Below are 18,822 nucleotides of genomic sequence, written 5' to 3'. Positions count from 1 at the left end.
TTCCAGCGCCGACTCACATCGACGCAGATCAGATGTCACCTATCCGTGCAGCAGACCCAAGGACTACAGGAATCCGCAGGCTCGGACTCAGGCGCACACCGCAAGTTGTGTGTCGGCCAGCCCGCGCCCGGAATTCATGTCGCCCGTCTCACGAGCTAGGCACATGTCAGACTATGCCCCGTGATTCGGCCAGGACTCCCGGCCTTCACGCTTACTTCGTAACTGCCCACGTGGCGATTCTCCGTTACCCACGAGTTGTTGACCCCAGTCTTCCATCCCGTAAATCGGAAACCGATTCCGCCCGTCCAGGGATTCCTCGTGGAATAGGTGGCGCCCACGGTTACGTTCGACCCACTCGTGTGGATGTGAACTATGACCCTCTGATCGGGACCGCAAGTCCGGCCAGCGTGCGTGAACCAGCCGTCGTGTACTGCTGCCGCGGGTGGCGCCCATCCGACCGCGAAGAGAAGCGGTGCGAGACAGCTGAGAAGCTTGAGTGTCTTCATCTGTTCCCCCTCGAGAGTTCGTGCGCCTGCGCAATCTTCGGCAGCACCTTGAAACAGACGTCAGTTGACACCTACACCCCCGAAATGTCCAGCATCCGACAGCTCCGACCAACTGGGTGTGGACAGAGCGAACGACGGCGGTGAGGGCCAGGCCATGGCGAGAAGCCCCTAGGTACCCTGACTTCTTGTGACGACCGCTGAGTTCCGCTACTCCGACCTGCTCCCGACCGCCGGTTCCAACGGCGCCGAGAAGACCCCCTACCGGTTGATCACCACCGAGGGCGTGTCCACTCATCTGGTCGGGGGTCGGACCTTCCTCACGGTCGAGCCCGAGGCGATCCGCCGGCTCACCGAGGAGGCGATGCACGACATCAGCCACTACCTCCGCCCCGGCCACCTCGCCCAGCTGCGCAAGATCATCGACGACCCCGAGGCGTCGGGCAACGACCGCTTCGTCGCCCTCGACCTGCTCAAGAACGTCAACATCTCCGCCGGCGGCGTGCTGCCGATGTGCCAGGACACCGGCACCGCGATCGTGATGGGCAAGAAGTCCGAGGGCGTGCTCACCGGCGCCGACGACGGCGAGGCGATCAGCCGCGGCGTGTACGACGCCTACACCCGGCTCAACCTCCGCTACTCCCAGCTCGCGCCGCTGACGACGTTCGAGGAGAAGAACACCGGCACCAACCTGCCGGCGCAGATCGAGCTCTACTCCACCCCCGCCCAGGACGTGCCGGAGTACAAGTTCCTCTTCATGGCCAAGGGCGGCGGCTCGGCCAACAAGTCGTTCCTCTTCCAGGAGACCAAGGCCGTCCTCAACCCGACGCGGCTGATGGAGTTCCTCGACGAGAAGATCCGCTCGCTCGGCACCGCAGCCTGCCCGCCGTACCACCTCGCGGTGGTCATCGGCGGGACGAGTGCGGAGTTCGCGCTCAAGACCGCGAAGTACGCCTCGGCGCACTACCTCGACGACCTGCCGACCGAGGGCTCGATGAGCGCCCACGGCATCCGCGACGTCGAGCTGGAGGAGAAGGTCTTCGAGCTGACCCAGTCGTTCGGCATCGGCGCGCAGTTCGGCGGCAAGTACTTCTGCCACGACGTCCGCGTCGTCCGGCTCCCGCGCCACGGCGCGTCGTGCCCGGTCGCGATCGCGGTGTCCTGCTCCGCCGACCGGCAGGCGCTCGGCAAGATCACGCCCGAGGGCGTGTTCCTCGAGCAGCTCGAGACCGACCCCGCGCAGTACATGCCCGACGCCGGCATGGCCCACGACATCGAGGGCGGCGCGGTCGTGCCGATCGACCTCAACCAGCCGATGGCCGACATCCTCGCCGAGCTGTCGAAGCACCCGGTCAAGACGCGACTCTCGCTGACCGGCCCGCTCGTCGTGGCCCGCGACATCGCCCACGCCAAGATCAAGGAGCGCCTCGACGCCGGCGAGGAGATGCCCGACTACCTCCGCAACCACCCGGTCTACTACGCGGGTCCCGCCAAGACGCCCGAGGGCATGCCGTCCGGCTCCTTCGGGCCGACGACCGCCGGCCGGATGGACTCCTACGTCGAGCAGTTCCAGGCCGCCGGCGGCTCCATGGTCATGCTCGCGAAGGGCAACCGCTCCAAGCAGGTCACCGAGGCGTGCCACGCCCATGGCGGCTTCTACCTCGGCTCCATCGGCGGCCCGGCCGCCCGCCTCGCCCAGGACTGCATCAAGTCGGTCGAGGTCGTCGAGTACGAGGAGCTCGGCATGGAGGCGGTCTGGAAGATCGAGGTCGAGGACTTCCCCGCCTTCATCGTCGTCGACGACAAGGGCAACGACTTCTTCACCGACCCCGCGGGTGCCGTCACGGTCCCGCTGTCAGGCATCCGGGTCCGCTCGGCCCAGTAGGCCGGGCCGGACGTGCTACGAAGCGGTCGCCAGGACGACCGGGTCGCAGCACGTCGCAGGGACGTACGCCGCCTCAGCCGCGCAGGCGCGCCGCGAGGTCGCGGGCGGCAGCCCCGGCCGCGTGCCCCAGCGGCTCCGCGCCCTCGACGCGCTCCTGGTGGGCGCCGCCCACCAGCACCAGTCCGCGCGGCGCGAGCGCCGCGACCACCTCTCGTACGGCAGGTAGATCCTCGATCGTCGGCACCCCGATGACGACGGCGTCCGGGTCGAGCGTGCGCACCGTCTCGATCCACGCCTCCAGCGGCATGTCGCTGCCCAGGTAGGTGACCCCCACCCCCTGGCTGCGCAGCACGGCCGCGAAGGCGAGGACGCCGAGCTCGTGGCGCGAGCCGCGCGCCAGCCCGACCGCGACCCGCGGGGCGTCGGGGCCGGCCGCCGACAGCTGCTGGAAGGCGTACGCCAGCCGGCGGTGCACCGCGGCACTGATGAAGTGCTCCCCCGCGATGCTCACCTGACCGCGCTGCCAGGCCTCGCCGAGCCGGACCAGCGACGGCATCAGCCAGTCGTCGATGACGGCGTCGAGGTCGGAGCGCGCGAAGGCCTCGTCGAGCACCTCCTCCACGCGCTCGAGGTCGAACTGCTCGGCGCACCGCGCCAGCTCGTCGAGCGGGGCGGGCGCCTCGTCACCGCTCGCGGCGGGGGGAGCCGGGGCCTGGAGCACGCGGTGGGCCGCCTCCTTGGGCGACCAGCCGGAGTCGACGAGGTCGCGCATGACGCTGAGCCGGCGCACGGACTCGTCGTCGTACAGCCGGTAGTTGCCCTCGGTCCGCACCGGGGTCACCACGCCGTAGCGCTGCTCCCACTTGCGGAGGGTCTCCCGGGGGACTCCGGTGAGCTCTGCGGCGCGTCCGACGGTGTACACGTCACCGAGGATAGCGGACTTTGGACAAACATTGGACAACGCCCTACGCTGCGGTTGTCCACCAACGGTGGACAAACTGTGGACAAGCCGCAGGACGAGGCGGAGGAGTGCCCCATGACGACGATCGACCTGGACATCGAGGACGTCGAGGCCCGCCTGCACCGCCGGCTGCGACTGGCCGGGGTGGCTGCAATCCTGGCCGCCGCCCTCGGCTCGGTCTGGAGCGCGTCCTCCCTCGCGGTGGACCCGGTGGGCGACGAGGACTGCGTGATGCAGGTCGCCGAGGCGGTCGGCTTCAGCGGAGGCTGCGCCGAGGAGGCCGCGGCGGGCTCCGGTCGCTGACCACCCACCCCTCAGCCGGACAGGTCGCGGAGGGTCGCGAGCACCTCCGGCCAGTGCCCGACCAGCGTGGCGAGGTGGGTGGTGGCCGGCCTCACCGTGACCCGGACGCCGGCGAAGCCCGCGAGCAGCGCCGCGGCGTCCGCCGCACGGGCGCGTTCGTCGAGCTCGCCGAACCACGCCCGCGCGGGGCACCGCACCAGCTCGGGACCGTGGGCCCAGGGGCGGGACATGGTCGTCGCGTCGCGGAGGTATCCGCTGGGGTCGGCGAGCGCCTCGCGGACCGACGCAGCGACCTCGGACGGTGTCCGCCCGGCCAAGAGGGCGGCGTCCGCGGCCGGCAGTGCCGAGAGCCACCGGGCGCAGAGCGCGTCGTCGTCCGGGTCGTCCGGGTCGACCCGGGCGCGCCACCGGAGGAACTCCGGCGCGATCTCGGTCTCGAGCTCCTCGGGCGCCTCCTCCCGCGTGCCCGGCGGCTGCGTCGCGACCAGCCCGAGTGCGGCGACCCGGTCGGGGTGGCGAGCCGCGCAGGCGACGGCGTACCCGCCCCCGACGGACATGCCGAGGACGGCGAAGCGGTCGTGGCCCAGCTCGTCCACCACCCCGGCCAGGTCGTCCGCGACGCTCGCGTTCGTCGAGGCGTGAGGAGTGGACGCGCCGTAGCCGGGCCGGTTGACGCACACGAGACGTACGCCGGTCGCGCGGGCGGCGGCATCGCCGGTCATCGCGACGTGGCGGGTGTCCGGGCAGCCGTGCAGCACCGCGACCGGGCACCCGTCCGGGTCACCGCCGACCCAGGCCTGCAGCACCCTGCCGTCCGCCGCGTGGAACCGCATGCGAGCAACCTAGCCGGGCTTGGGCAGGATGGTGGCGTGATGGATCCAGAGGTGGTCGAGATCGCGCGGGCCGAGACCGAGCGCGGGGACGTGGTGCTGCGGCGCCGCTCCTCGGCGGCCGGGGCCGACGTGCTGGAGCTGCGGGTCAACGGGGTCTTCGTGATGGACACCCTCGAGACGACCAGCGAGATCGAGCTGGCGGCGCAGGCCCTCGAGCTCGTCGACGAGCCGAGGTCGGTCGTGATCGGCGGCCTGGGCCTGGGTTTCACGCTGCAGCGCGTGCTCGCCGACCCGCGGGTCGAGCGGGCCGTGGTCGTGGAGATCGAGGAGCCGCTCGTCCAGTGGATGCGCGAGGGCACCGTGCCGCACGGCCCGGCGATCCTCGCCGACCAGCGGGTCAGCATCGTCAACGCCGACATCGCGATGGCCGTCGCGGAGGCGCGCTCGACCTACGACCTCGTCCTGCTCGACGTCGACAACGGCCCGGGCTACCTGGTCCACGAGGCCAACGAGGCGGTCTACGAGGTGCAGTTCCTGCGCCGGTGCCGCGAGCTCCTCTCCCCCGGTGGCGTGCTCGTCGTCTGGTCGGGCAACCCCGCGCCCGACCTGCTGGACGCGATGCGCGAGGTCTTCGGCTCAGCCGAGGAGCAGCGGCACGACGTGCTGCTGCAGGACCGCCCGGAGGGGTACTACCTCTACCTCGCCCGGGCGACCTAGCGTGCTGGAGGGTGCCGCACCCCGCGGCGCCCGTCATCCCGAGGGGGAATCCATGCACACGCTGCACAAGCTCGTCCCCACAGTGCTGACCACCGTCGCACTCCTCGTCCCCGTCTCGCTCACGGCTCCCGCGGCCACCGCCGCTCCGGCCGAGGCAGGCAACCGGATCACCGGCACCTGGAAGGGCAAGGTCTTCGGCGACAACGGCGCGTCGGCCGGCTACCGCGCCCGGGTCAGGATCGTCACGCGCAACGGCGAGCTCCGGGGCAGGATCGCCTACGGCGGCTGCTACGGCACGTGGCGCTACAAGGGGCGGTCCGGCGCGCGGTACCGGTTCACCGAGGTCATCACGCGCGACACCATCGGCGGGAAGTGCGCCAAGCGGGTCTCGGTGAAGGTCCGCCGCGACGACGCCAGGCTGCGCGTGGTGTGGCGCGAGCCGACCTCGGGCGACACCGCGACGATGCTCGCCCGCAAGGCCTAGCGGAGGAACGCCTCGAGCACCGGCCCCGCCGTCTGCGAGCCCGAGACGCCGGTCGCGACGAAGACCGCGACCGCCAGGTCGCCGCGGGTGGCGACCATCCACGCGTGCGTGGGGAGGTCGCCAGCCGCGTCGGGCTCGCCGTACTCGGCGGTGCCGGTCTTGGCGCCGACCTCGCCGGGTACGTCGACGAGGAAGCGGCCCGATCCCGTCGTGACGACGGCGCGCATGAACCCGCGCAGCGTCCCGGCCTCGGTGGGGCTGAGCGGCTGCTCGGGAGGCACCTGCTGCACCTGGTGCTCGGGCAGCAGGACGGGCAGCACCGCGCGGCCGGCCGCGACGGACGCCGCCACGGTCGCCATCGCGAACGGGCTGGCGAGCACCGTGCCCTGGCCGATCAGGTCGGCCGCCGCCCCGGTCGCGGTCTCCGGGGGCGGCACCTGGCCGAAGTAGACCGGGAAGCCGAGGTCGTGGTCGGTGCCGAGCCCGAGCGCCTGCGCGGCGGCGGCGAGGTCGCCCGCCCGCAGCCGGTCCGCGTTGCCGATGAACGCGGTGTTGCACGACTGGGCGACCGCCTGGGTCAGGGTGATGTCGCCGAGCGCGGACGACGGGTAGTCGTCGTAGTTCTTGAACGACCGGCCGTCGACCACGGTCGTCGCCGGGCAGGAGACCCGGGCGGACGGCCCCATGCCGCTGCGCAGCAGCGCCAGCGCCGAGACCAGCTTGAAGGTCGACCCGGGTGCGTACTGGCCCGTGGAGGCGAGGTCGGCCCCGGCGGCTCCGGCGCCGTTGGCGCTCGCCAGGACCGCGCCGTCCGAGGGTCGGATGGCGACGAGGGCGGCGGCGGGGGCGGCGTCGCCGAGCGTGGCGAGCGCGTCCTCGGCCTCCTGCTGCAGGACAGGGTCGAGCGTGGTGCGGAGGTCGGCACCGTCGGTGGCGGGGACCTCGAAGAGCGTGCGCAGCCGGTCCTGCGCGTCGCGGGCGACCACGGCGGTGCCTCGGGTGCCGGTCAGCTGCTCGTCGTAGCGGGCCTGCAGGCCCGAGAGCCCGACCTCGTCCCCGGCCACGATGCGTCCTTCCGACTCCTCGACCAGCTCCGCGGTGGCCGGTCCCACGCGGCCGAGCAGGGCCGCGGCGAACTCGCGCGTCGGCGCCAGCGGCAGGGTGTCGCGCACCGCGAGCGCGCCGCGGATGCGCCGGAACGCCGGCAGCACCTCGAGGGCGTCGTCCTCGCGCAGCACGAGCGCCTCGACGAAGGCATCGGGCCCCGCCGCCTCCGCGCGGGCGACGTACGACGCCACGTCGAGGTCGAGCACCTGCGCGATCCTCCGGGCGCTGCGGGCGACCGCCGCGCCCTCGACCCTGGTCTTGTCGAGGCCGTAGCGCAGCACCGGGCGCTCGGTCACGAGCACCGCGCCGCCGTCCCCCGTGATGTCGCCACGCCTGGGGGTCAGGGTGCGCAGGCCCAGGGTGTCACCCTCCGTCAGGTCGGGGGCGAGGTCGTCGGGCGACCAGGCGACCTGCCACGACGCGCCGTCCTGGTTCACCAGGGCCACCGAGGTGTCGTACTCCCAGGGCGTGGACGTGGTGACGTCCCAGCGCCAGGCGAGCGTCACCTCGGCGCGGCCCTCCTCCTCGACCTCGCGGACGTCGGCGACCGAGACGGTCACGGGCACCTCGTCGAGCGGCGCGACCAGCTCGGCGAAGGTCTCGCGGACGCCGTCGTCGACCAGCGGCACGTCGCCCAGGGAGTGCTCGGAGAGCGCGGCGGCGAGGTCGTCGGCGAGGTCGGCGGCGGGGTCGGCGTCGTCGCCGCCGAGCGCGGAGCAGGCGGACCCGACCCCCACGAGCGCGACGACGATCCCGAGACGCAGTGATCGCATGGCCCCATCGTGCCGGGGGTACGGTCGCGTGGTGAGCGAGACACGCACCGAGCACGACTCGATGGGCGAGGTCGAGGTGCCTCGCGAGGCACTCTGGCGGGCGCAGACCCAGCGCGCGATCGAGAACTTCCCGATCAGCGGCCTGACCCTGCAGCCCCGGCACGTCCAGGCGCTGGCGCACGTGAAGGCCGCCGCCGCGACCGCCAACGCGGGGCTGGGGGTCCTCGGCCACGAGCAGGCGCACGCCATCGTCGCCGCGGCCGACGCCATCGTCGCCGGCGATCACGACGGCGAGTTCCCGCTCGACGTCTTCCAGACCGGGTCCGGCACCAGCTCCAACATGAACGCCAACGAGGTGATCGCCACGCTCGCCGCCCGCGCGGGCGTGGAGGTGCACCCCAACGACCACGTCAACGCCTCGCAGAGCAGCAACGACACCTTCCCCACGAGCATCCACGTCGCGGCGACGCTCGCGGTGGTCGAGGACCTCGTCCCTGCGCTCGACCGCCTGGCGACGTCGTTCGAGGGCAAGGCCGAGGAGTTCGCCGACACGGTGAAGTCGGGCCGCACCCACCTCATGGACGCCACCCCCGTCACGCTGGGCCAGGAGATGGGGGCGTACGCCGCCACGCTGCGGCTCGGCGTCGAGCGGCTCGAGGCGGTCCTCCCGCGGGTGCGCGAGCTCCCGCTGGGCGGCACGGCCGTCGGCACGGGCATCAACACGCCCGCGGCCTTCGCGGAGCGGGCGATCGCCGCGCTCGCCGAGCGGACCGGCCAGCCCTTCACCGAGGCCCGCGACCACTTCGAGGCGCAGGGCACCCGCGACTCGCTCGTCGAGCTGTCCGGGGTGCTCCGCACGATCGCGGTGGGCCTCACCAAGGTCTGCAACGACCTGCGGTGGATGTCCTCGGGGCCCACCACGGGCCTCGCCGAGATCCACCTCCCCGACCTGCAGCCCGGGTCCAGCATCATGCCCGGCAAGGTCAACCCGGTCCTCCCCGAGGCGACGCTGATGGTCTGCGCGCGGGTCGTCGGCAACGACGCGACGATCGCCTGGGCCGGCGCGTCCGGCGCCTTCGAGCTCAACGTGATGATGCCGGTGATGGCGCACGCCCTCCTCGAGTCGGTCCACGTGCTCTCCACGTCGACGGTCCTGCTGGCGGAGCGGTGCGTCGACGGCATCACCGCCGACGCCGAGCGGATGCGCCGCTACGCCGAGTCCTCGCCGTCGGTCGTGACGCCCCTCAACGCGCACATCGGCTACGAGGAGGCCGCCAAGGTGGCGAAGAAGGCCCTCGCCGACGGCGCCACGATCCGCGAGACGGTCATCGCCATGGGCTACGTCGAGCGCGGGGACCTCACTGAGGAGCAGCTCGACGCCGCGCTCGACGTGACGTCGATGACCCGACCGACCTCCCGCTGAGACCTCTCGACATGCATACCCCCTAGGGGTATATTGGCGGCATGGAGCACGTCGCGCACGAGAGCCACCAGCACCACGAAGACCACCACCAGATGGGCAGCACCAACGCCATGGCGGTGTCGGCGACCCTGCACTGCCTGACCGGCTGCGCCATCGGCGAGATCCTGGGCCTGGTCATCGGCACCGCGCTCGGCCTCGGCAATGTCGCGACGATCGCGATCGCCGTCGGCCTCGCCTTCCTCTTCGGCTACGCGCTCTCGACACTCCCGCTGCTGCGTGCCGGCCTCGGGGTCGGGGCGGCCCTCACCGTCGTGCTCGCGGCCGACACGCTGTCGATCGCGACGATGGAGGTCGTCGACAACCTCGTCATGGCTGTGATCCCCGGCGCTATGGAGGCCGGACTGGTCAACCCGGTCTTCTGGCTGTCGATGATGCTGGCGCTGACCGTCGCCTTCTTCGCCGCCTGGCCGGTGAACCGCTACCTGCTCGCGCGCGGCAAGGGCCACGCGCTGACCCACGAGTTCCACGGGGCCACCCCGACGGGGTCTCGGCGCCTGATCCCCGACCTGGCCACGTCGACCCTGGTCGCTGCCATCACCGCGTTCATGCTGGGCGGACTGCTGGTGTCCACCGCCGACCGGGTCCTCGAGGAGCCGGCAACGGGGCACGCCCAGCAGCTGCGCTGACCTCGACCAGCCTCGGTGCTGACCTCAGTGCTGGCCTCAGTACCAGCCGTTGCCCTGCTTGAAGCTCCACGCGCTGCACGGCGTGCCGTAGGTGTCCTGGATGTACTCCAGCCCCCAGCGGATCTGCGACTCGGCGGACGTCATGTAGTCGGCCGGCAGGTCGTGCAGCTGCGTCAGCGCCTGCGGGATGCCGTACGCCGACGACGTGGGGTTGTCCGCGTCGACGCGCCAGTCGGACTCGCTGACGTAGAGCGAGTCGAGGCAGGAGAACTGGTCGGCGGAGAAGCCGTACTCGGGCAGCAGGGCGCGGGCGATGTCGCGAGGGTCGCCCTCGGAGAGCTTCTCGGACCTGGTGACGGCGGCGCCGGAGGAGACGGACAGCGCCGCGACCTTCTCCGCGGCCGGGCGGACCCGGCGCGAGGACCGGGACACCGGCGTGCTCGACGTGCGCTGCTCGAGCTCGGCCGCACTCATCGTGGCGTCCCCGGTGGCGTCGTCCGTCGCACTGCGGGCGTCGGAGACGTCGGCGGCGGCCGGGGTCAGCGACGGGTCGCTGGAGAGCACGCCGCCGGCGATGCTCACGCCGGTCGCGGCGGCGGCCAGGCCGGTCAGGGCGATGCCGGAGCGGAGCGCTCGACGAGGCGCGCGCTCGGCCTTGTGCTTGCCGGGCGCGCGGTGCTTGGGGACGTACTTGTCGGACTTCGACACAGGAGCTCACGGGGGGTTGACGACAGGGACGTGCACGGCGCGGGGGACGCCGCGACCGACGTGCTCGCGGAACAGGCGGAACCAGGCTTCGAGCAGCGATCCACTGCCCTGCCCGCGACCCAAGATCACGAAACGGTCACGAGCCACCATGCATGAGGCGTGAAGGGCGTGCAAACCGAACGCCCGAATTCGTCATGTCCCTTCCGTCACAACGACCACACCCGTCGCGGCAGCCCCATCCGCCTCACTCCCAGCGCTGCGACGCCGGGTCGTGTGCTCTACCTCCCATGACACATGGGGGTGGGTAGTCGCCACGACCCGGCGTTACAACGGCGGAGACCTCAGAGGGTGACGTTCTCCAGCATCTCGGTGACCAGGGCCGCGATCGGGGACCGCTCGGAGCGGGTCAGCGTGACGTGCGCGAACAGCGGGTGGCCCTTGAGCTTCTCCACCACCGCCACGATGCCGTCGTGACGCCCGACGCGGAGGTTGTCGCGCTGGGCGACGTCGTGGGTCAGCACGACCTTGGAGTTGGCCCCGATCCGCGAGAGCACCGTCAGCAGCACGTTGCGCTCGAGCGACTGCGCCTCGTCCACGATGACGAAGGAGTCGTGCAGCGAGCGGCCGCGGATGTGGGTCAGCGGCAGCACCTCGAGCATGCCGCGGTCCATCACCTCGTCGATCACGTCCTTGCCGGTCAGCGCACCCAGGGTGTCGAACACCGCCTGCGCCCAGGGCGACATCTTCTCCCCCTCGGAGCCCGGGAGGTAGCCGAGCTCCTGGCCACCGACGGCGAACAGCGGCCGGAACACCACGACCTTCTTGTGCTGGCGGCGCTCCATCACCGCCTCGAGGCCCGCGCACAACGCCATGGCGGACTTGCCGGTGCCGGCGCGCCCGCCGAGGGAGACGATCCCGACCTCGGGGTCGAGCAGCATCTCCAGGGCGACCCGCTGCTCGGCCGACCGGCCGTGGATGCCGAAGGCGTCCCGGTCGCCGCGCACGAGGTGGACCCGCTTGTCGGCGCCCACCCGGCCCAGCGCCGTGCCGCGCTCGGAGAGCAGGACCAGGCCGTTGTGGCACGGCAGGTCACGGGCGTCGGCGAGGTCGATCACACCGTCCTCATAGAGCTCGTCGAGGTCGGTGGCCGGCACCTCCAGCTCCGTCATGCCGGTGTAGCCGGTGTCGGAGTCGCTGATCGCCTCCGCGCGGTACTCCTGGGCGTCGAGCCCGACGGCCGAGGCCTTGATCCGCAGGGGGAGGTCCTTGGAGACCAGGGTGACGGTGTGGCCCTCGTTGGCGAGGTTGCGGGCCACCGCGAGGATGCGGGTGTCGTTGTCGCCGAGGCGGAAGCCCGACGGCAGCGACGCGGGGTCGGTGTGGTTGAGCTCGACGCGGACCGTGCCGCCCTCGGTCCCGATCGGCACCGGCTCGTCGAGGCGCCCGTGCAGGATGCGCAGCTCGTCGAGGGCGCGGAGGGCCGAGCGGGCGAAGAAGCCGAGCTCGGGGTGGTGCCGCTTGCCCTCGAGCTCGGTGATCACCACGACCGGCAGCACGACCTCGTGCTCCGCGAAGCGCTTGATCGCCCCCGGATCGGCGAGGAGGACGCTCGTGTCGAGGACGTAGGTGAGACGGTCGGGCGATGCGCTGGGCGATGCGGAGCTGGATGAGGTCTTGCTGGCCACGACGAACCCCTTGCTGCGGGTCGGCGCGCGCACTCCTCGCCCGGCCCGATGTCATTCAACGGACCGGAGAGCTCCCATCTGAGTGCCCACGGCTGCCTCCCGGTACGGCAGGCTTCCCCACCTGCCGATGCCGCGAACGTACGCCCGGCTCCTCCACGAAATCGGTCGACACGCCCGAACGGGGGGTGAGCAGACGGTAACGATTCGTCCACCCCGCCCGCGGGGCGGTCAGCCCCCGAAACGGCGCTCGCGGGCGGCGTACGCGCGGATCGCCCGCAGGAAGTCGACCCGGCGGAAGTCGGGCCAGAGCGCCTCGCAGAAGTAGAACTCCGAGTTGGCCGACTGCCACAGCAGGAAGCCGCCGAGGCGCTGCTCGCCGGAGGTGCGGATCACCAGGTCGGGGTCGGGCTGGCCCTTGGTGTAGAGGTGCTCGGCGATGTGCTCGACGTCGATGATGTCGGCGAGCTCCTCCAGCGAGGTGCCCCTCGTGGCGTGGTCGGCCAGCAGGGCACGCACGGCGTCGGCGATCTCGCGGCGGCCGCCGTAGCCCACGGCCACGTTGACCAGGATGCCGTCGATGTCGCGGGTTGCCTCCTCGGCCGCCTTGAGCCGCTCGGCGGTCTCGGTCGGCAGCAGGTCGAGGGCCCCCACCGGGTGGATCCGCCAGCGACGTGCCTCGGCGAGCGACTCGACGGCGCCCTCGATGATCTTCAGCAGCCCGGTGAGCTGCTCGGGCGGGCGGTTGGTGAGGTTGTCGCTGGAGAGCAGCCACAGGGTGACCACCTCGACGCCGACCTCCTCGCACCAGCCGAGGAGGGGGCGGATGTTGTCGGCGCCGGCCTGGTAGCCCTCGGCGGTGTTGAGGCCGACGGCCTTCGCCCAGCGCCGGTTGCCGTCGAGCATCACGCCGACGTGCTGCGGGATGCGGTCCTGGGGCAGGAACTTCACCACCCGGGACTCGTACGCCGGGTAGAGCACCCGTCGCAGTGCGTCCTTCACGTTGACCACCCACCGATGGTAACGCCGTGTGACCGGGCACTCGGCGGCAACGGCTGCGCGCCTCAGGCCGTCTTCGGTACTTTTGCCCCATGGATCAGCCCACCACCCACCGACACCGCGTGGAGAACGCCGTCGAGCGCGCGGGCGAGCTGATGGCCGACAAGATGGCCGAGGTCAAGCCCCACCTGCGCGGCTGGCTGCACGCCGGGACCGCGCCGCTCGCGCTCGCCGCCGGCATCGTCCTGGTGGCGCTCTCGCCCACCGCGTCGACCCGCGTGGGGTCCGCCGCCTTCGCCCTGTCCGCCCTGCTGGTCTTCACCGTGTCGGCGATCTACCACCGCGGCACCTGGTCGCCGCGCACGTGGGCGTTCCTGCGGCGCTTCGACCACGCCAACATCTTCGTGCTGATCGCCGGCACCTACACCCCCTACGCCCTGCTGTTCCTGCACGGCAGCGCGCGTACGACGCTGCTGGTGGTGGTGTGGGGCGCCGCGATCGCCGGTGTGCTGTTCCGCGTGTTCTGGACCGACGCCCCGCGCTGGCTCTACACGCCGATGTACATCGCCCTCGGCTGGGCCGCGGTGTTCTTCATCCCGCAGTTCGTCGACGGTGCCGACAAGTTCAGCTCCGGCATCGCCATCGCCACGCTCGTGCTCGTCGCCGTCGGCGGCGTCCTCTACACCCTCGGCGGCGTGGTCTACGGCCTCAAGCGACCCGACCCCTCGCCCCGCTGGTTCGGCTTCCACGAGGTGTTCCACTCCTTCACCGTGCTCGCCTTCGCGGCGCACTACGTCGGCGTCTCCCTCGCGACGTACTCCCTGCGCTGACCGGGCACGTCGTCCCGGTCCGGTGAGCGGAGTCACGAAACCATCGGGCCCGCCGGGTCGTCGTACGGGGGAAGGACCTGCCCCCGACCAGATCGCGTCATGCCTGACTCACCTGAGAACGACCGCCAGCCCCTCCTCGACCTCAGCCTCCCCCAGCTCGTCGCCGGCGCCACCGCCGCAGCCACCTCGGCCCTCCTGATCGGCCGGATGGGCATGCTCGGCACCGTGCTCGGCGCGGCCCTCGCCAGCATCGTGTCGGCCGTGGTGACCTCCGGCCTCGTCGGCGGGTGGCACCGGGTCCGGACCGTACCGAGCCGGTTCCCGCGCAACGTCAACGGGATGGTCGTGACCGCGGTGGCGCTCGGCCTCGTGGCATTCGCCTTCCAGGCCGGAGTCCACCTGCTCAGCCAGGACCTCCCACCCGACACGTTCGCCGGTCGGCTGCTGGCGCAGATCGGCGTCAGCCGAGGCTGACCAGCGCGAACGTGACGAGGGAGCCGCCGACCACGGCGGCGGCCAGCGCCCAGCCCGCCACCGCCGACCGCCGGGCCACCCGCTCCGCAGCGAGGTACGCGGCGGCGATGACGGCGAGGCCGACGGTGACGTGGAGCAGCACCGCCAGCAGCACCCCGGCGATCGCCCCGGCCATCCGCAGCCGCCCCCACAGCAGGCTGAGCGCGAGCGGCAGCACGACCGCGCCGGAGAAGCCTCCGGCCAGCTCCACCCAGAACGGCCGGTCGGCCATCCACGGCACCTCGACCGCGCCGACCCACGACCGGTCGAACAGGTCGCTGGTCGAGCTGTAGCCGAGGTAGAAAATCACGGCGACCGTTACCGCCGCGGCGACGCGGTAGGACCAGTGCTTCGCCGGCGACCACAGGACCCGCCGGCCCACGAAGACGGTCGCCACCGTGACCGCCGTCCACACGATCCAGCGCCGGACCACGCCGGTGCCGGTGTCGGCCATCGCGTCACGGAAGATCCGGTCGGCCATGACGCGGTCGACCTCGCGACCCTCCGTGGAGACGTACGACGTCGCGTCGCCGCGCCCGGCCACCAGCGCGTCGTGCAGCAGCGCCGCCGGCAGGTGGGCTCCCGTCTTGGGCACCAGCCAGGTGAAGAGCGCGGGCACCGACGTGAGGTCGGTGCGGAAGCCCGGGTCGGCCGGCACGAGCAGCTCGCCGACGTGGCGGTCGAGGTAGGCCAGCCGACGCTCGAGGGCGAACGTCTCGACGCCCTCCTCGGCGTGCCGCTCGAGCACGATCCGCGGGTCGGCCCCCGGGTTGGGCGGCTCGCCGGGCCGCCCGTCGTGCGGCAGCGTGCCGCCGTCGTAGAACCGCCGGGGCTCGACGGCCACCCGCGCCCCCATCCCCCCGCGCTCCCGAGTCCGCATGCCGCCCAGTCTGGCGAACGGCACCGACAGCCGCCCGTTGGGTGGGAGTGGTTTCGAGGCTCGCTGCGCTCGCACCTCAACCACCGGAAGGGCTGCGCTCGCACCTCAACCACCGGAGGAGACGCGCTCGCACCTCGACCACCGGAGGACATGCGCTCGCACCTCGACCACCGGAGGAGGTGCGGCCGTCAGGCCGGCATCTGGTCCAACGCCTTGCGGATCGCCTTGAGCGCGTCGGTGGAGGAGTTGACCCGCCAGTCGCGCTCCTTCCTGGTGTGGAACCAGCACACCGCCCGGACCCGCGGGAACGTGGTCGCGGCGAACATGTCGGTGATCCAGCGACCCTTGGAGGCGGACTTGATGCGCGGCGCGCCGTCGTCGTACGACGGCTCCTTGCAGCCGACCTCGCAGATCCAGACGGGGGCGGTGGGGTGCAGCGCGACGAGCCGGTCGTACTGGACGCGGTAGATGTCCTCGAAGGTCCGCCACGGCCCCCAGCTCACGCCGGTGTTGCCCCAGTTGTAGCCGTCGAGGCCGAGCACGTCGACGTAGGCGTCTCCCGGGTAGATGGCGCGGATGTCGGTGGTGCCCTCGTAGGTGTCGGTGGTCGGGTTGAACACCCAGCGCAGGTTCGTGGCGCCGCGTGCACGCAGGTAGGTGACGACGTAGCGCCACGCTGCGACGAACTCCGCCGGCGTGCCGCCGTGCTGCTTCTCGCCGGCCGGGGTGGGCTGGAAGGTGGTCCAGTCGCCGTTCATCTCCGGCCACGGGCGGACGTAGACCGGACGCGGGTAGGCGCGCGCCGCCGCCGCGATGCGGTCGAGGCGGGCGTCGTGCAGACCGGCAGGCCACTCGCTGTAGCGGAACTTGCCGATCTCCCAGGCGACCAGCAGGTCGCGCGCACCGCCGCGGGCGGTGTCGATGTCCTGCTGGGCCGGGAAGACGTCGTCGGGGCCGTAGAAGTACGACGCGATGGTGACCGGCGCCTGCACGGTCCGCTGCAGGTCGTCCAGCACGCCGGGCGTCCACGGCACGTTCCAGGCGTAGGCGCCGAAGCGCACCTGGCGCCCGAGCGGGGTGCCGGCGGCGTGTGCGACGCCGGGCTCGAGGGCGAGGGCCGCGGCAGCGGGGACGGCCAGGGACGCGCCGACGACGGCACGGCGGGACAGGGTGGGGTCAGGCAGGGACACGAGGGGCTCCGAGAGGTCGCGGGGGTCCCCCACCAGTGGGTGGTGCTCCAGCGTAGGTCGGCCGGAGGCTAGCGGTCCGGGGATTGCCGGGATCCAGCGGCGGCAGTGAGCTCGTCCACGGCCACGGCCACGACCAGCAGCCAGTCGCCCTCCTCGTCGGCGAGCCGCACGTGCCACGTCGGGGCCAGCCCGGCGGCGACCAGGGCGTCCTCGAAGTCCTCCTGCCGCCACCGCGTCACGTGGTAGCGACGCCCCGAGGACCCGACCTGCCAGCCGTCCGGCTCCGTCCGGGGGTCGCCCTCGCGCATCGAGACGAGGACGGCACCGCCCGGCCGCAGCGCACGGGCGGCCCTCTCGAGCACGGCCCGGGTCGCCTCGCGCTCGACGTGCTGCAGCACGAACAGCGCCAGCACGCCGTCGTACGCCGGCCACTCCGCCGTCGTGAACGCGTCCGCGGTCACGTCGAGCAGGTCGCAGCGCCGGCCGCGCCTGCGCTGGACCCGCCGGAACGCCTCCGACCCGTCGGTCCGCCGCACCCGCAGCCCGCGCGCCTCGAGGACGTCGGCGTCCCACCCGGGGCCCGAGCCCAGCTCGAGCAGCGACCCGCCGGCGGGGAGGTGCGCCAGCAGCCGGTCGAGCGCCTCGGCCACCGCGCCCGTCCGCGTACCGCGCGTGGAGGCGGCGTAGTCGGGCGCGATCTGGTCGTAGGAGTCGAGCGTCTCCCGGCTCCTCGTCGGCTCCGGCACGTCGTCAGCCTAGGGTGCCGCCATGACGACTGCCCGGACCGTTCCCGTCACCACGGAGATGGACGGGGACGAGCTCGACGCGCTGGACGCCTGGCACCTCGCCCGGCGCCACGGCCTGCGCAGGATCGTCGTCGAGTCGTTCGTCCGGTTCCGGTACGGCGACGGCTTCACCAACTCGCGCGCGCTCGCCCTGCAGGCCTGCCTGGCCGTCGTGCCGTTCCTGCTCGCGCTGACCGGGCTGGCCTCCGACCTCGACGAGGAGCGCCCGGCCGCCGTCGTCGCCCACGTGGTCGACTCACTCTCCCCCGGCGCCGGCGACAGCGACGCCCTCACCTCCGCCGTCGAGGGCTCCGACGAGTCCGAGCGCGCGGGCGAGATCGCGCTGGCCTTCGGCCTCGGGTTCGCGCTGGTGTCGATGACGACCGCGATGGCCCAGGTCGAGCGCGGCGCCAACCGCATCTACGGCATCCGCCGCGACCGCACGGCGCTGTGGAAGTACGGTCGCGCGGCCATCCTGACCGCGATCCTCGCCGCCCCGGTCGGCCTCGGCTTCCTCATGATCGTCGGCGGCGGTGCCTTCGGGGAGGCCATGGCCGAGACCTACGGCTGGTCCGACGGTGCGGTCGACACGTGGAACCTGGCCCGTTGGCCCGCCGGCCTGGCGCTGCTGGTGCTCACCATCGCCGTGCTCCTCGACCACGCGCCCCGCAGGCGCCAGCCGGCCCTGTCGTGGCTGGCGCTGGGGGCCGGCGTCGCGGTGCTGCTCAGTGGCCTCGCGACCGGCGGACTGGCGGCGTACGTGTCGCTGAGCGGCTCGTTCGGCAGCGTCTACGGCCCGCTCGCGGGCGTGTTCGCCCTCCTGCTCTGGGCGCTGCTGTCGTCCATCGCGTTCTTCTACGGCACGGCCGTGTGCGCCCAGCTCGAGGCCCTGCGGGCGGGTGAGCAGGCGCCGGCGTACGACGATCCCGGTCGTCCCCACGCACGGACCGTCGGCGACCACCCGTCGGAGGACAATGCGGTGTCATGAGCGTCTTCGCGAGCGGGAAGATCGAGGCGTACGTCGGCCCGGCCGAGCTCGGCGCCGCCGACGACCTCGAGACGGTGATCGCCGACTTCATCGCCGGTGCGCGCGCCACGCTCGCGGTCGCGGTGCAGGAGCTGGACAACCCGGTGATCGCCCAGGCACTGCTCGACGCGAGCTGGCGCGGCGTACGGGTGGAGCTGTTCCTCGAGCAGGACTACCTCCGCTCCCCGCTGCCGGGCTCGCCGCCGCGCCTCCCCGTCCCGCGTCCCGGTGAGACCCAGGAGGAGGCGCTGCGCCGGGTGCAGTGGGGCGAGGACGACACGGAGCTCGCCGAGAACCGGCGCATCCTGGCCGCCCTGCTGCGCGCGGACGTGCAGGTGCGCGGTGACTACAACCCGCGGATCTTCCACCAGAAGTTCGTGCTGCGGGACTACGACGGCACGGCCCGCCCGACGTCGGCGCTGCTGTCGGGGTCGGCCAACTTCACCGTGACCGACTGCCACCGCAACCTCAACCACGTCTTCGTCTTCCACAACGCCTTCGTGTGCCGGCAGTACGCCGCCGAGGTCGAGCAG

The 18,822-nt window shown here is 72.3% G+C and carries 19 protein-coding genes; 10 read left to right on the top strand and 9 right to left on the bottom strand.

Annotated features, from left to right (window positions below; all coding sequences use genetic code 11):
* Window positions 1–693: 693 nt before the first annotated feature.
* Window positions 694–2,388, top strand: coding sequence for a fumarate hydratase (locus Q9S36_RS49645; protein ID WP_311292125.1), 1,695 nt, complete (start codon window positions 694–696; stop codon window positions 2,386–2,388).
* A gap of 73 nt (window positions 2,389–2,461) precedes the next feature.
* On the opposite strand, the gene Q9S36_RS49640 is transcribed toward Q9S36_RS49645, so the two are convergent.
* On the bottom strand, window positions 2,462–3,310 hold the full coding sequence (locus Q9S36_RS49640; RefSeq protein WP_311292124.1) for a MerR family transcriptional regulator: 849 nt from the start codon (window positions 3,308–3,310) through the stop codon (window positions 2,462–2,464).
* A 114-nt stretch (window positions 3,311–3,424) separates the two neighbouring features.
* Between Q9S36_RS49640 and Q9S36_RS49635 the strand changes: the two genes are divergently transcribed.
* The gene (locus Q9S36_RS49635; protein ID WP_311292123.1) at window positions 3,425–3,652 is read left to right on the top strand and encodes a hypothetical protein; all 228 of its coding nucleotides are present in this window, start codon (window positions 3,425–3,427) and stop codon (window positions 3,650–3,652) included.
* Between the two features lie 11 nt (window positions 3,653–3,663).
* Here Q9S36_RS49635 and Q9S36_RS49630 read toward each other — a convergent pair whose 3' ends face one another.
* The gene (locus Q9S36_RS49630; protein WP_311292122.1) at window positions 3,664–4,485 is read right to left on the bottom strand and encodes an alpha/beta hydrolase; all 822 of its coding nucleotides are present in this window, start codon (window positions 4,483–4,485) and stop codon (window positions 3,664–3,666) included.
* A 39-nt stretch (window positions 4,486–4,524) separates the two neighbouring features.
* Between Q9S36_RS49630 and Q9S36_RS49625 the strand changes: the two genes are divergently transcribed.
* Window positions 4,525–5,202 (top strand): spermidine synthase, encoded by a 678-nt coding sequence (locus Q9S36_RS49625; protein WP_311292126.1) that lies wholly within the window; start codon window positions 4,525–4,527, stop codon window positions 5,200–5,202.
* A 52-nt stretch (window positions 5,203–5,254) separates the two neighbouring features.
* The gene (locus tag Q9S36_RS49620; RefSeq protein WP_311292121.1) at window positions 5,255–5,686 is read left to right on the top strand and encodes a hypothetical protein; all 432 of its coding nucleotides are present in this window, start codon (window positions 5,255–5,257) and stop codon (window positions 5,684–5,686) included.
* Here Q9S36_RS49620 and Q9S36_RS49615 read toward each other — a convergent pair.
* Window positions 5,683–7,566, bottom strand: a complete 1,884-nt coding sequence (locus Q9S36_RS49615; RefSeq protein ID WP_311292120.1) for a penicillin-binding transpeptidase domain-containing protein — start codon at window positions 7,564–7,566, stop codon at window positions 5,683–5,685. The genes Q9S36_RS49620 and Q9S36_RS49615 overlap by 4 nt on opposite strands.
* Here Q9S36_RS49615 and Q9S36_RS49610 point away from each other — a divergent pair.
* Window positions 7,565–8,989, top strand: a complete 1,425-nt coding sequence (locus Q9S36_RS49610; protein WP_396653984.1) for a class II fumarate hydratase — start codon at window positions 7,565–7,567, stop codon at window positions 8,987–8,989. The two genes, Q9S36_RS49615 and Q9S36_RS49610, sit on opposite strands and share 2 nt — an antisense overlap.
* 41 nt (window positions 8,990–9,030) lie before the next feature.
* The gene (locus Q9S36_RS49605) at window positions 9,031–9,675 is read left to right on the top strand and encodes a DUF4396 domain-containing protein (RefSeq protein WP_311292118.1); all 645 of its coding nucleotides are present in this window, start codon (window positions 9,031–9,033) and stop codon (window positions 9,673–9,675) included.
* A 36-nt stretch (window positions 9,676–9,711) separates the two neighbouring features.
* Here the strand turns inward: Q9S36_RS49605 and Q9S36_RS49600 are convergent, their stop codons facing one another.
* From Q9S36_RS49600 to Q9S36_RS49590, 3 genes are all read right to left on the bottom strand, one after another.
* Complete coding sequence (locus tag Q9S36_RS49600) at window positions 9,712–10,383, bottom strand: hypothetical protein (protein WP_311292117.1); 672 nt, start codon at window positions 10,381–10,383, stop codon at window positions 9,712–9,714.
* A 341-nt stretch (window positions 10,384–10,724) separates the two neighbouring features.
* Entirely contained in the window at window positions 10,725–12,068 is a 1,344-nt protein-coding gene (locus Q9S36_RS49595) for a PhoH family protein (RefSeq protein ID WP_311292116.1), read from the bottom strand.
* Window positions 12,069–12,296: 228 nt separating this feature from the next.
* Window positions 12,297–13,076: an isoprenyl transferase gene (locus Q9S36_RS49590; RefSeq protein ID WP_311292115.1), complete on the bottom strand. Its 780-nt coding sequence runs from the start codon at window positions 13,074–13,076 to the stop codon at window positions 12,297–12,299.
* A gap of 80 nt (window positions 13,077–13,156) precedes the next feature.
* Between Q9S36_RS49590 and Q9S36_RS49585 the strand changes: the two genes are divergently transcribed.
* On the top strand, window positions 13,157–13,894 hold the full coding sequence (locus tag Q9S36_RS49585) for a hemolysin III family protein (RefSeq protein WP_311292114.1): 738 nt from the start codon (window positions 13,157–13,159) through the stop codon (window positions 13,892–13,894).
* A gap of 99 nt (window positions 13,895–13,993) precedes the next feature.
* Window positions 13,994–14,368 carry a hypothetical protein gene (locus Q9S36_RS49580; RefSeq protein ID WP_311292113.1) on the top strand — a complete coding sequence of 125 codons (375 nt, stop codon included), beginning with the start codon at window positions 13,994–13,996 and terminating at the stop codon, window positions 14,366–14,368.
* Here the strand turns inward: Q9S36_RS49580 and Q9S36_RS49575 are convergent.
* From Q9S36_RS49575 to Q9S36_RS49565, 3 genes are all read right to left on the bottom strand, one after another.
* A complete protein-coding gene (locus Q9S36_RS49575) occupies window positions 14,355–15,287 on the bottom strand; it encodes a DUF1353 domain-containing protein (protein ID WP_311292112.1) in 933 nt (310 codons plus the stop codon). The two genes, Q9S36_RS49580 and Q9S36_RS49575, sit on opposite strands and share 14 nt — an antisense overlap.
* Window positions 15,288–15,475: 188 nt before the next feature.
* On the bottom strand, window positions 15,476–16,477 hold the full coding sequence (locus Q9S36_RS49570) for a glycosyl hydrolase (protein WP_311292111.1): 1,002 nt from the start codon (window positions 16,475–16,477) through the stop codon (window positions 15,476–15,478).
* Window positions 16,478–16,545: 68 nt separating this feature from the next.
* On the bottom strand, window positions 16,546–17,223 hold the full coding sequence (locus Q9S36_RS49565; protein WP_311292110.1) for a methyltransferase domain-containing protein: 678 nt from the start codon (window positions 17,221–17,223) through the stop codon (window positions 16,546–16,548).
* A 22-nt stretch (window positions 17,224–17,245) separates the two neighbouring features.
* On the opposite strand from Q9S36_RS49565, the gene Q9S36_RS49560 reads away from it, so the two are divergent.
* Together Q9S36_RS49560 and Q9S36_RS49555 are read left to right on the top strand one after the other, a co-directional pair.
* Complete coding sequence (locus Q9S36_RS49560; RefSeq protein WP_311292109.1) at window positions 17,246–18,250, top strand: YihY/virulence factor BrkB family protein; 1,005 nt, start codon at window positions 17,246–17,248, stop codon at window positions 18,248–18,250.
* Window positions 18,247–18,822, top strand: a 576-nt coding sequence (locus Q9S36_RS49555) for a phospholipase D-like domain-containing protein (RefSeq protein WP_311292108.1), incomplete at its 3' end; no start/stop codon positions are given. The genes Q9S36_RS49560 and Q9S36_RS49555, both read left to right, overlap by 4 nt.

It is taken from the genome of Microbacterium sp. ARD31 (assembly GCF_031844425.1).
This window is presented reverse-complemented; position numbering and strand designations above follow the sequence as displayed.

Bases quoted from the DNA above. Each gene is read 5' to 3' on its own strand.
- Q9S36_RS49585 (WP_311292114.1), top strand. From the start codon at position 13,157: ATGGATCAGCCCACCACCCACCGACACCGCGTGGAGAACGCCGTCGAG.
- Q9S36_RS49620 (WP_311292121.1), top strand. From the start codon at position 5,255: ATGCACACGCTGCACAAGCTCGTCCCCACAGTGCTGACCACCGTCGCA.
- Q9S36_RS49575 (WP_311292112.1), bottom strand. From the start codon at position 15,287: ATGCGGACTCGGGAGCGCGGGGGGATGGGGGCGCGGGTGGCCGTCGAG.
- Q9S36_RS49580 (WP_311292113.1), top strand. From the start codon at position 13,994: ATGCCTGACTCACCTGAGAACGACCGCCAGCCCCTCCTCGACCTCAGC.
- Q9S36_RS49560 (WP_311292109.1), top strand. From the start codon at position 17,246: ATGACGACTGCCCGGACCGTTCCCGTCACCACGGAGATGGACGGGGAC.
- Q9S36_RS49635 (WP_311292123.1), top strand. From the start codon at position 3,425: ATGACGACGATCGACCTGGACATCGAGGACGTCGAGGCCCGCCTGCAC.
- Q9S36_RS49615 (WP_311292120.1), bottom strand. From the start codon at position 7,566: ATGCGATCACTGCGTCTCGGGATCGTCGTCGCGCTCGTGGGGGTCGGG.
- Q9S36_RS49610 (WP_396653984.1), top strand. From the start codon at position 7,565: ATGGCCCCATCGTGCCGGGGGTACGGTCGCGTGGTGAGCGAGACACGC.
- Q9S36_RS49630 (WP_311292122.1), bottom strand. From the start codon at position 4,485: ATGCGGTTCCACGCGGCGGACGGCAGGGTGCTGCAGGCCTGGGTCGGC.
- Q9S36_RS49605 (WP_311292118.1), top strand. From the start codon at position 9,031: ATGGAGCACGTCGCGCACGAGAGCCACCAGCACCACGAAGACCACCAC.
- Q9S36_RS49625 (WP_311292126.1), top strand. From the start codon at position 4,525: ATGGATCCAGAGGTGGTCGAGATCGCGCGGGCCGAGACCGAGCGCGGG.